General features: G+C 44.6%; 5 protein-coding genes and 1 pseudogene. 1 reads left to right on the forward strand and 5 read right to left on the reverse strand.

What is annotated here, in order from left to right; translation table 11 throughout:
* Positions 1-254: 254 nt before the first annotated feature.
* Complete coding sequence (locus QUB52_RS13190) at positions 255-1,547, reverse strand: glutamyl-tRNA reductase (RefSeq protein WP_265237929.1); 1,293 nt, start codon at positions 1,545-1,547, stop codon at positions 255-257.
* A 159-nt stretch (positions 1,548-1,706) separates the two neighbouring features.
* Positions 1,707-2,744, reverse strand: coding sequence for a class II fructose-bisphosphatase (gene glpX / locus QUB52_RS13195; RefSeq protein WP_106333211.1), 1,038 nt, complete (start codon positions 2,742-2,744; stop codon positions 1,707-1,709).
* A gap of 451 nt (positions 2,745-3,195) precedes the next feature.
* On the opposite strand from glpX, the gene QUB52_RS13200 reads away from it, so the two are divergent.
* Complete coding sequence (locus QUB52_RS13200; RefSeq protein ID WP_332973794.1) at positions 3,196-3,813, forward strand: CP12 domain-containing protein; 618 nt, start codon at positions 3,196-3,198, stop codon at positions 3,811-3,813.
* Positions 3,814-3,920: 107 nt separating this feature from the next.
* On the opposite strand, the gene QUB52_RS13205 is transcribed toward QUB52_RS13200, so the two are convergent.
* The 3 genes and pseudogenes from QUB52_RS13205 to QUB52_RS13215 form a co-directional block, all read right to left on the reverse strand.
* The gene (locus tag QUB52_RS13205) at positions 3,921-9,683 is read right to left on the reverse strand and encodes an AAA family ATPase (protein ID WP_332973810.1); all 5,763 of its coding nucleotides are present in this window, start codon (positions 9,681-9,683) and stop codon (positions 3,921-3,923) included.
* Between the two features lie 48 nt (positions 9,684-9,731).
* A pseudogene (locus QUB52_RS13210) lies at positions 9,732-10,598 on the reverse strand (sigma-70 family RNA polymerase sigma factor); the annotation flags it as partial.
* Between the two features lie 662 nt (positions 10,599-11,260).
* Positions 11,261-12,595: a C-terminal helicase domain-containing protein gene (locus tag QUB52_RS13215; RefSeq protein ID WP_332973797.1), complete on the reverse strand. Its 1,335-nt coding sequence runs from the start codon at positions 12,593-12,595 to the stop codon at positions 11,261-11,263.
* Positions 12,596-12,615: the final 20 nt, after the last annotated feature.

The following is a 12,615-nucleotide window of genomic DNA, read 5'->3' on the forward strand; positions in this document are numbered from 1 at the left end:
ATCCAGAGGCTCTGCCTCATCCAAAAATGGAGGCAGAGCCTCCATATCTGCGTTACCAGGCACAGCCTGGTAACAAATAAAAAGAAACCTTGTTACTTTCTCAGCAAATAGGTAAGCCCTAATTACATTAAAAGCTGATGCCAAACATCACCAATGACTAATGACTAATGACAACCGCCAACTGTCAACTGTCAACTGTCAACTGTCAACTATCAACTGCCCACTGCCAACTGTCAACTGTCAACTGTCAACTGTCAACTGTACTGCTGATTCACATCCACATCCAAATTAAACAGCACTTGCAAAGTCTGCATCGCTTGTCTGCGGGCCTCAATATCCTGCTGCGCGCGCAACTGCACCATCGGATCGTGCAAAATCTTATTCACAATCCCTCTTGTTAAAGATTCAATCACATCTTGATGTTTCTCCGAAAATTCAGAGCCCAGACGCGATAAAGCTTTTTCTAACTCTTGTTCCCGAATCAATTCGATTTTATCCCGCAAACAGCTAATAGTCGGAACAGTTTCGAGACTACGCAACCAGACATCGTAAGCCTCTACTTCCTGTTCCAGCAGCCCCTCAGCTTCCATTGCCATTTTGCGGCGAGTTTCGTGATTTTGAGCTACCACTGCTTTTAAGTCGTCTACATTAAACGATCGCACATTCGCCAATTCGTTCGCATCAGCATCGACGTTGCGCGGCACAGAAATATCCATCAACATCAAAGAGCGATGCTGGTCTAAAACAGCTTCTAATTTAGCTTTATTTAACAACGGAACTGTAGCAGCCGTACAGGTAAACACCAAATCAGAATCGGCAATTACCTGCATCATGTCCGACAGCAGATGCAGGTGCAATTGGGCATCTTTAAACTGATCGGCTAACTCCTGGCCACCGCGCATCGATCGATTGACGATCGCAATATGACTCGCTCCTTTCGACAGCAAATGCTGCACCAACAAGCGCGACATCTTCCCTGCACCGATAATCGCAATCCGGCTGGTGGCTAAATGCTGACCTTTCATGTGAGCTAATTCTGCCGCCGCCGAAGAAATCGAAACCGCACCAGTACCAATGCTAGTTTCCGTGCGAACACGCTTCCCGGCTGTAAGAGCTTGCTTAAATAAGCGTTCTAAAATTCTGCCAACACCTTTGTACTGCTGGGCGAGTTTGTGAGTTTGTTTCACCTGAGCCAAAATTTGTCCTTCTCCCAGCACCAAACTGTCGAGGCCAGCAGACACTCGCATCAAGTGCATCACCGCATCTTCGTGCAGCAAAATGAACAGGTGAGGGCGCAAAGACTGCAAAGGAACTTTACTGCATTCCGAAAGGAACTGAATCACCTCTCGCACCCCAGGCTCTGACTCGGTGGTAACGATATAAATTTCTAAGCGGTTGCAAGTGCTGAGGATGGCAACTTCTTGAATGTGGGGGTAGCCGCGCAATTGGGCGATCGCCGCTTCAATCTTCTGTTCTGGAATGCTGAGTTTTTCGCGAACTTCAACCGGCGCTGTTTTGTGGCTGAGACCTATGACGGCAATATTCATATCTGTGATTTGTCACTATTTATTTCTTAGTTATCAACAGTCACCTGTGATTAATTCTTAGTTTATCGCTAATTTCTAATCATCGGTGACTGTCAACGGTTAGCGGTGAAAAATTAACATTTCAAAATTAACTGTTAACTCTTAACCTTTAACTAATGACTACTTCAATTGCAGAGATTTCGGCTGGTCAAACATATGGATTGTATCCACAAACCGAGCAGTTTTCGACTGAGAAGAAATTACCAAGCTCTCAGTGCGAGCGCCGCCGCCAAAGAAGCGAACTCCATCCATCAGCGTTCCGGGAGTAATTCCGCAAGCTGCAAACAGAACAGTTTCTCCAGATGCCAACTCTTCAGCATTGTAAATCTTGTCTGGATCTGTGATGCCCATCTCTGTCAGGCGGGCGATATTCTTCTCTTTGCTTTCGCCGATCAAACCAGTTTTGACAATAGCCGGATCGTAAATTAACTGACCTTGGAAGTGACCGCCCAAGCAGCGCATTGCTGCTGCGGAAATCACACCTTCGGGTGCAGCGCCAATACCCATCAGCGCGTGGATGTTGGAACCAGAAAACGCGCAAGAAATCGCAGCAGAAACGTCGCCGTCGCTGATCAGTCGAACTCTTGAACCCGCTTGGCGAATTTCATTAATTAAATCTTTGTGCCGGGGGCGATCCATCACCACCACTACCAAATCTTCAATACTGCGACCGAGGCAATCAGAGATAATTTTGAGGTTTTCGGTTGGCGTTTTGCGAATATCTACATGATTCTTAGCAGCCGCGGGAGCAGCCAATTTGTTCATGTAGAAATCGGGCGCAGCAAACAAACCACCTTTTTCAGAGATTGCCAAAACTGCCATCGAACCGTTTTGACCGTAAGCAACCAGGTTAGTACCTTCGCAGGGGTCAACAGCGATGTCAATTTCGATCAATTCATCGATGTTGCAGACATCTTTAGCATCTTCGCGAGTACAAATACCTACTTGTTCGCCGATGTAAAGCATGGGTGCGTCATCGCGTTCGCCTTCACCGATCACGATGCGGCCGCGCATATGAATTTTGTTCATGCGCTCACGCATGGCTTCTACAGCTACGCGATCGGCTTCATCTTTTTCGCCTTTGCCCATCAAGCGAGCGGAAGCGATGGCTGCCTGCTCGACTACTTCGATAATCTCTAAACCGATTACATTGTCCACAAACTTTATTCTCCCAACTTCTGATGCTTGCCGGTGCTCTTTTGCACTCCCAGCCATCAAGTTTATCAGAGGCGGGGATCTCTGCGAGCGTAAGCACTTGCTTTGTTTGTGTTAACTTTTGCTTCTTTGAGGCTGGGAGGGGAGAGGGGGGAGATGGGGAGATGGGGAAATGGGGAGAGTGGGAGATGGGGAGATGGGGAGATGGGGAGATGGGAGATGCGGAGATGGGGATATGGGAGAATTGGGAGAATTTTCCTTCTTCTCTGAATATTGATCGGTTAAATCCATTAAATCCGTTAAATCCGTTACACAATCCGTTGCCGAACTTTCTTGGCCTCCCTTGACTTATCGTAACAGTCGCCTCAGTCCTGAAGTTTTATGATGATAGCAAATCAAATTGTCGCCCCCAAATCGGGACGAACTAGACTTTATAAACGGGGAGCAATAAAAAATGATGATGAAAGCACAAGATATTATGACAACTGAAGTTGTTACCATTCGCGGTTCGGCAACGGTAGCTGAAGCAGTGGCGATGATGAACGAACTGTGTCTGCGCGCATTAATTGTGGAACGCCGCCACGAACAAGACGCCTACGGCATTGTCACGGAAACGGATATTGTTTACAAAGTAACAGCCTACGGAGTAGACCCGCAAAAAGTCCGCGTCTTCGAGATTATGACCAAACCGTGCATCACGGTGAATCCCGACTTGGGCGTGGAATACGTGGCGAGGTTGTTCGCGAATACCCGAATCCGCCGAGCTCCGGTTATTAAGGACAAACTGCTTGGCATTATTTCGGTAACGGATATTTTGACAAAAAGCGATTTTGTTGATAAGCCGAAGAGTGTTTTATTTGAGGAAGAAATCGAAAATGCGATCGCGGATGCCAGAACTGTCTGTGCCCAGAAAGGCGCTACTTCTAAAGAGTGCGCGGTAGCTTGGGACATTGTAGAGGAAATGCAGGCCGAGGCTGCTCACCAGCGATCGATGAAGCTTGACAAAACGGCTTTTGACGAGTATTGCGAAGAAAATCCCGACGCAGCCGAAGCGCGGATGTACGACAGTTAAGTAAGCCGACATAAAAAAGAATACCCAGAGCCCCGACTTCTTGAAGAAGTCGGGGCTCTAAAATAAGAGGGTTTTACTTAAGTACATCGGACAGCAGAAAGTTTGTATTACTCTGCCATAGATTCGAGCAGACGACCAACTACAGGGTCAATCTGCCAGTAATCCTTACCGTCTTGCTTCTGATTTCCTAAATGCGAGACAAGACTGAGGAGATCCGCCCATCTGAGAGTCTGCTTGACAACTTCAGGCGATACATCATCAACAAGATCAATTAATTCCTCAACCGCTGCTTCTCCCCATTGGGCCAAAGTTCTCATCACCAGTTTTATTTGAGGTTCGCAACCGTCAAAGCCCATTGAATTAATTAATTGATCGGATTTATTAAATTGATTCTTCAGTTCCGGCAAAGAATCTTGCCAGCGAGAATCAGCCTGGGAAAATTTATAGAATTCTTGCAGCAGGTTTGACCAATTCCCTGTCACTTCTGTAATCTTCTTTCTAACTTCTAGTTCCCTGGGCAAATTAATATCTTCCAACCAATGTCGCAGCGCGGCATCGTGCCAAGGTTTGAGACTGAAACTTCTCAGTTCCTTAAAGTAATCAACACCTGTGGAATTATGATTAACTAACTGCCAAGCCTTCTGAGGATCTGCGACAAAAACAAGCTGCATAAACGAGTCTTCTTTCTTCAATCTTTTGACTTTCTTAATTGCCTCATCAACCCAATCCTTAGTCCAAGGGGTGGTGGGTGATACAACAACGATCGTCGTGGTATCTTTCTTGCGACGGTTACTAATTTCTGTCAAACGCTGGCTGAAATCAGAGCGGTCTGAAAGGTTTTCTAAATAGTGAATTTTGCAATCCTTCTTACTAAAGGCTGCTTCCATAAAAACTCTCAAATCGTCAATTCCTGCCGCTTGGCAGCCAAATATAATAGAGACACCGTACTCCCGGCGCAGCAGCTCTGATTCCTGTTTAACAGTTAAAGGACTGCGCCGGGAATCAGCTTTATTTTTGACAAGAGGAGACCGAAAAGTAGCAGGTTCGTATTCAGGTGGAGCTTCACGCGGTCTCAGAAGTTCTGCTTCAATTTCTGGTTGCGTACCCATAAGCAAGGCTAAATTAGAACTTCTCAGAGTGAAGTAACCTGCATTGGTTTCTCGTAAAACTCCTAATCCGACCATTTCTTCTAGTAAAGCAAGGATTTCATCTTCTGATGACCTTCCCGCGAATCCTTCAGACCACCAAGACAAGACTTGCTCGCAAATCCAAGATACAGAAAACCCATCCTCCATGCCTGTTTCATTCTCCTGAGAGCCATCAGCAATCGAGTAGGCAATTACCTCGTAGCGCGGATCGAGTCCCAGAGTCAACTTAAAGCGATCGCGAATATTATTGCGAAGGTCTTGACTTTGATAAGCTTCTTCTACATGGCGAGAAGTAATCACGTAAGGCGGACTAATTTTAGGATCAAAAGTAGGCACATCTGGGTTAGTAATGTGCTTGAGTAACTGCTCGCAATAGAGTTGAATCAAGCTCGGATAATAGTTAGTCTGCCAAAGAATGCGCGGGATTAAATCAAGTGATTCAAAACGATAGCCAAGACTAGCCAGCGGACGTTCTACCAATGCTGTTGCCGATCGCATTTCACCATTATTCAGCAGAGGCCCAATGCAGATGGGTGCGCCAAAGTGAGCCAGCGGATGGTTTGCTTGTCTAGTGGTTCTCAGAACGTTGTGCAATCCGGCAAAGACTACCTTAAAACGTCGGTTAGTTTCCGTCATTAATTTTCTGAACTCATCGCAGCGCGGGAAATCCTCCTTACCATCGGCTTCCAGGAAATTATCTGCCTCATCCAACAACAGCAAAAAGCGCCGCTGCTTGTCGAATTCCAGCCAACTTTTAATCCGCTGCAAGCTGCTTTCGCGGACTGAATTGCGCCGGTTGGTATCGGGAATTTGCAATTTATCCAATTCTTCGTTTAGTAGATGCCAAATCTTATCTAACAGTTGCTTGCGCCCAATTTCTTTGATATCCAAAAATAGGGCGTTCCTTCCCACCTCGGTTGCGTGAAAAGTCCGGTGTACATACTTAAGCAAAACCGTTTTACCTAACTGGCGCCCTCCATAAATTAAACAAGAACCTTCTGGATCGATTATGGATTTCCGTTCTCGTTCTCGCCCGTAAAACATCTCAGGCGGAACCTCTCCTGCTGCGGTTTTATAAGGTTCTAGGTAAGTAAAGGGTAAGGTACAGTCAAACAAGACAGGTAGGCGTGTTTTTTGTTCTCCGCAAAGGTAGAGCATCAGCAGATCATCTATAACAATGAAAGTGCTCCGACGCTGCCGACACAAATCAGCCAAATCTCGGCGTCTCTTTACGGTCATTCGCCGAAAATAAAAGACGAATACTGGAGAACCCAGAGCAGTTTCTCCAACCGCATTCAGGATATCCTGTTCGTTTGGTATATCCCATAGGCAAAGAATCCGGTAATGACCGTTGGCGGCTGAACCATAGGCAGACACAGGACAGCGATTTTGGTCAAATATCGGCTCGGCATTAACGTCAATCCAGGTATATTGTCCTGATTTTTTAAATGTAAGAGATTTTAGGTTAAAACCGAGGTTGCTGAGAATTTGATGAGCATCTTTCTCTGTGGCTTGATTCCTTCCCTTGGCTGCCAACCAAGTGTCGAGCATTTCAGCGGCTTTTTTGGCTTGGGCACCCTGCGGCATCTGGATTTTGGCGATATTTTTGCCTTTGGAAATGTCTGCAATTAGCTCTTGCTTTTTGTAATCCTTAAGCACTTTTTCGATCGCAGTATACTTATCATGCTCGAAGAAGTCTTTAAAAGCATCTCTCTTTTCCTCTGGTTCAGGAAGCGATCGCCCTTTTTGCAGCATAGATATATATTCATTAGCCGTCAGAATATCGCCTTGCTCCAATACACTACAAATTCTGGTACGATCGGCATCTGCTATACCTGTTTGCTGAAGACTCTCTAATTGCTCCGACACTCGATCGATCTGTTCCTGGCGCTTGGCGCTAATTGCTTCACCGATCGCCCGAAGCAGCTCAATCTTTTCGGAAAACCGCCTAGTTGTTTCCAGAGCCTTTTTAATGCTTTCAATCTGTGCTGCATAAGCAGTTCTATCTGTTTCTCTTAGTAAACCGAAAGCTACGGCACTTTCAAGCTGTTTGCTAGTAGTCTCGACCTGCTCGTGCAAAAAAGATTTACACTCTTTAATCCGATAATTTCGTTCGTTTTTTAGCTGAGCGAGGTCTAAATTTAGTTCTGGGTTGTGTTCGAGATATTCGATAATTTTCGCCGTAGCTTCGTGATTTCCGACAGCTTGTGAACTACAGAGATAACTGTGCATATCGAATGCTTGTTGCCAATCCCAAATATCATTTTTAACCAACTCCAAAATTCCATTTATACCCGGTTCAGGATTAGCGATATCCAGTGCCCAGTCATCGTTGATAGGGAGAGACGGCATTCTTAACATATCCGCGTGCAGGATATGTCTTGGGTAAGGTTCTGCGATTGGCAATTCACTATCTGGATCGAAGATATTGCCGATGTCTTTCACAGCTTTTCGGCAACAGGCGATACCAGCTAAAATAAGCACGGGAGGTTTTGTCGCCTCACAGGTATCCAATTCTTTAAGAACAGTATCTTGAAGCTGATCAATATCTTGTTTTAACTGTTTGGTTTCTTTCTGAAGATAATCGTCTCTTTGATCTAAACACGATTCCTGAATCTCAATCCACTTTCGCACTAAATCAACAGGTTCACGAACGCGCTCGCGAAACTGAATCAGAGCTTTCCCCATCATGGCATCACTGCGACTGCGGCGAATTTTACGGTCTGTCTTATCAACTTCAGAGTCTATCTGCGATTCGTCTGACAATCGGTAGACTTCCTGCTTGAGTGCTGAAAGTTTACTCAAATCTTGTTCAAGCACAGGAAATACTAAAGAGTGAATCAGTTTTTCAGGCTTCAACCAATCCTGCCAAACCTTCTTCGCCGGCGGGTAAATCATATCTTTTTTCTGTGCTTGAAACCACCAAGATTTGATGTTTTGATGCAAATCGTCCAAAGATTTTTTTATGTCTGCCTGATCTTTGGCTTTCTTGATGGCTTTGATATCCAGCGCCCGCTGCCCATCGCCGTGTCGGGCGATTATTTGGCAATAATCGTACAGTTTTTCAAGTCCAGCTTTACCGAACTGAAGCTGCTGGAGAAGGTGCTTCGCACCAGTATTTGGCGCTAGCAAAGACGGGCGCAGTGCTGCTGCTGCCAAGAGCAAGCTTGCAGCTTGAGTCCATTCACTTTTATCTGGTAATACATAGCTTTCGCTGTAATCGGTGAAGTCATCTTTAAGCAGATTTGCCAGTTGTCCAGAGCCTATGTCATAGCGCAGGTTTTTTCCCAGCAATACTGCTCGAATTAACTGCGGTGGCAAGTGCGGATAAAAGTGGGGATATTGTTTTTCTAAGCAGCGAGCTAAATGAAAGGCAAGGCTGAGTTTGTCTTCAAAAATTAGCCGCCAAACTAAGTCGCGCAAAACTGCTGGACGTTCTCGATCAGTGCCGTCCAAGATGGATTGAGCGATTTTTTGAGCGGTATCGTCGGGCGAGAAGCAGTAAAGAGGCTGTTTTTCTTCTCTTTTTTTATCCCCCTGCTTTTCAACTTCTTTCCCTTGTTTATTTTCAGAATTTGGCTGATTTATCTGAATTGCGGTTGGCGATTCTATTGGTGGAATATCGGGGAAATTTTCAGGGGTGGGCGGCGCGTTCGTATCCTCTGTGAATACCGCGTTCAACTCTGCTACAGCAGGTTGTTCGACAATAAGCACCGTTTTAGATTCCGACTCCTCAGCTAAGAAAGTTTCCTTTAAGTTATTATTAATAGAAACAGCAGGTAAATCTGGTATTGCTTCCGCCTGGATCATCAGTTTTCCTCTTACTGCTGCCATCGCCAGAGTTCTTCCAAATGATTCTGCTACGACATCCTGTAAGGAAGCCAAACCCTCGTCATCTGCTGCTTCCCATTCTGCAATTAGTGTTAGCAGTTGGGAGAATGGATGATTACCGTCAGCCAAGAGTTGGGTGTCGGGATGCAAGTCAGACTCCTGCGATTCGGAGATGGCGCGTTGAAGTTCGCGGGCTGTTTCCTGACATTCCAGCAATGATTGAAAATTGCTCTCTACTCGATGGGCGATCGCCAAAATGCGCTCCAAAACCCTCAAAGCAGAGTCGCGGACAAGAGCGATCGCACTTTTTTGCTTTTCCGCCAAATCCACACGGTCAAGTACAGATTTGATATCCGCTAAAGAACCAATTTCCTCAGCTTGCAGCATTGGCGATACTGCCAAAGATTCAGCCAGTTCTAGCACATTGTCGCGAAGCTGAATAAAGTTTTTACGGGACTCGTCAAGTTCTTGAATAAGTTTTTGAGATATAGGTATACCAGGGTCAAGCAACTTTCGACTCGCCTCTGATACTCGTTTCTCCAGTTGGCAAAAAACCTGCTCCAGTTCCGCGAGTTGTTTCAGTAAGTCTGCTGAATTTTGTACCATCGGTTTAATCACTCCTTTCAAGTTATTTTCTGTCAGTTCGGCAATGTGGAAATTATGCTCATTATTTGCATAATTGAAATTATTTTCACTTTCATCGGCCCTCGACAGGTAAGTCTGAGCCAACGTTGCTTGTTCTATATTTGATTTGTCTATGAAATTGTTAAAATAAATTAATGGTTCGGTCATATTAGCTGTATCAACTATTTTATCACCAACTGGCTCCTGTAAGAAAGTGTCGCCGCTGCGAGACAAGTTTTCTGGAATGTTGAAGTGTCTGGGCTGCATCGGTTGGGCGATCGGTCTTTTTGTCTGAGTTTCGTAAATTGCTGTCGGGCGAATACATTCTTTTAAAATGCTGTTACGGTTGGGATGGCGCAATCTTAGTAAAGCCTTAGCCTCAATTTGTCGAATCCGCTCGCGGGTAAGATTAAATATATTGCCGATTTCCTGTAGACTTTTCTCGCGGCCATCATCCAATCCGAATCGCATCCGAATAATGTCACGTTGTCGAGGGGCCAGAGTATCTAAAACGCTTTCTAAATCTTCGGCGAACAAATTTTTAGATGCTTTTTCTTCTGGTGTTTCTCCATCGAATTCAATCAAGTCTCCCAATGTACAGTCTTCATAATCCCCCATTTTAGTATCTAAGGAAATGATAGATTTAGCAGATTTAATAACCAATCGCAATTTGGCAATTGTTATCTCCATTTTAGTAGCGATTTCTTCTTCGGTAGGCTGGCGACTGATTTCTTCAGAAAGCTGTTTGGTAGTTTTCTTAATCTGCGAAATAGTTTTATAAACGTCAACTGGTAGGCGGATAATCCGCGATCGATCGGCAATAGCCCGCGTAATTGCCTGACGAATCCACCAATATGCGTGGGTGGAAAACCTGGTTCCCATCGTGCAATCAAACTTTTCTACAGCCTTGATTAAACCGAGATTTCCCTCCTGAATCAAGTCTAATAAATCCAGCCCTCGATTTTGATATTTTTTAGCAATTGAGACTACCAGCCGCAAGTTAGACTCTACCATTTTGTCTTTAGCTTTTCGGCTGCCCTCTAATTCTAACTCAGCAATTTTTCGAGCTAATTCAATCTCTTCCTCAGCTTTGAGCATGGGAATTCGACCGATTTCTTGCAGGTAAGCGCGAAGTGAATCTTGCCGCGGAGGATCTTTTTTAAATTTTATGCTGTCAGGAATGGTTTTATGCCAAGCTTCATGAAACTTGTCAAAGTTGCTAAAGCTGTGATTTTTATGCAACTCTGCCAAGGAAATATCGAAGAGAGTTTTTAAATGGGAGTTTGTAGGACTGTCGAATGGGATATCTTTAATATGTTTAACTTTTTCTAATACATCTTTAGATTCATTGCCTTTGTTTGGGCGGCGGTTTATCATGGAGAAAGTCAGAGTTTCTCCCTGCTGAAAAATAACGATCGCCGGCATCGGTAAAATTTTATTAATCTCGCGGACAATCCCGTCAAGTTGTTCGATAGTGTACGCGCCCCTCCGCAGTGCGATCGCGAAAAACAAGTAGGAGTAAATCAAAAACGTATTTTCTCCCTTAGCTCTTGTCTCCAAGGATAATTTTAGCTGGTCATTACCCGCAATTTCATCCCAAGTGAGCTGAAATAAAAAATCAACAGTCAGCCATTCATTTAAGAGAGCTTTTTGGTGATTTAGCTTTTTATCATTATCAAAATGGGCAATAAAATTATCCGAACTATTAGGAACGAGGTCAGAAAGTTTATCACTACGGTAGCCAAGAACCGAGAACAAATTACGGGCGTTATCGGCAATGTTTCCCTTGGCAAAACTACTTAAAGCTTGGTTAATAGATACTTTGGCTTGTTGTTCGCTGCCGTTCATTTAATCACCAGCCAGGTAATCAGTTCAAAATCAGTTGTTGCTTTAACCTGATGCGCTTGCTCAACCAACACAGCACTGCGGCTAGACAGCAAATTTCCGATGAGCCGCTTGTTGTAAATACCTGCAATTGAATCAACCGCCCGCTTAAGCAAATCGTTATATAAACTCATATCAAATCCGTTATTAGTTTGTCTATCAAACAAGTTGCACAACTCTTCGTAGGGAACAGTACACCCCGCGCACAGCAACTGATATATTTCAAGTATTTGTTTGGGTTGAGCAAAAGTTAATCGCACTTCCTTATTTTCTCGAACGTAAACTAAAAAGTATGGTTGCAGCGGGTTGACGGTTTTATTATCAAGACAATCGCCTTTTTGTTTGAGGCAAAAAATTATGCCCGGAGCAATTATCGGGTACTCCGAGTTAGTTGGAACTACTGCATAGAGTCCTAAAGGGGCATCTTGCAGTAGTTTGCGGTTGCTCTCAATGTATTTGGCTAGTTCCATTCGGAAATCATCGAGAGTGAATTCCGTGAGAGTTACACTCTCGGTGAAATCTTCGAGATCCAGCACCTCATCTTTCAATCGCAGCAACTGCTTGTCGCGGTATTTCAAATCACTCTCAATCAGTTCTTTAATTTCCTTGGCCTCCAGCAGGTTATCTTCAAATGTACCAGCCATGTCCGCTAAAGCCATCCGTGCTTCTACTCGATTTTTCAGATTGATGTACTGATCCAAGTCCTCTGTCGGCCAAAAATTAATTAATTGTACGGTGTGGTTGGGGCTGCCGATGCGATCGCACCTGCCGAACCGCTGGATAATTCGGACTGGGTTCCAGTGTATGTCGTAGTTAATTAGATAATCGCAATCTTGTAAATTTTGCCCTTCGGAAATACAATCTGTGGCAATTAATAGGTCAATCTCACCGTCTTGCTGCATAGATGGCATTTGAGCGCGTTTCTTGGCGAAAGGGGAAAAATTTGTCAGGACGTGATCGAACTGATTTTTGCCAAAAGTAGTCTTATTTGCCGCCGAACCACCAGTCACCAAAGCCAGGTTAATTTTTAATTCTAATGTTGCCCACTCCCGCAATGCTTCGTAGAGATAAACTGCCGTATCAGCAAACGCAGTAAAGACTAAAACCTTGCGATTTGGTTTGCCATTTTTGTTAGTTGTAGGATGTTTGACTTTCTCGGCGATCAGTTCTTTTAAGTTAGCAAGCTTGGCATCTCGTTCAACAGAAATGCTTTTGGCAGAATTATAAATTTTTGCAAGCTGTTCCTTGTCGCGTTTCAGGTCTTTTAACCACGTTTCGACATCGAGGTGCGCCATTTGGCGTTGCTGATTTACGG

The sequence above is a fragment of the Microcoleus sp. A6-C6 genome (genome assembly GCF_036705955.1).
GTDB lineage: Bacteria > Cyanobacteriota > Cyanobacteriia > Cyanobacteriales > Microcoleaceae > Microcoleus.

Bases quoted from the DNA above. Each gene is read 5' to 3' on its own strand.
- QUB52_RS13190 (WP_265237929.1), bottom strand. From the start codon at position 1,547: ATGAATATTGCCGTCATAGGTCTCAGCCACAAAACAGCGCCGGTTGAA.
- QUB52_RS13200 (WP_332973794.1), top strand. From the start codon at position 3,196: ATGATGATGAAAGCACAAGATATTATGACAACTGAAGTTGTTACCATT.
- QUB52_RS13205 (WP_332973810.1), bottom strand. From the start codon at position 9,683: ATGCAGCCCAGACACTTCAACATTCCAGAAAACTTGTCTCGCAGCGGC.
- QUB52_RS13215 (WP_332973797.1), bottom strand. From the start codon at position 12,595: ATGGCGCACCTCGATGTCGAAACGTGGTTAAAAGACCTGAAACGCGAC.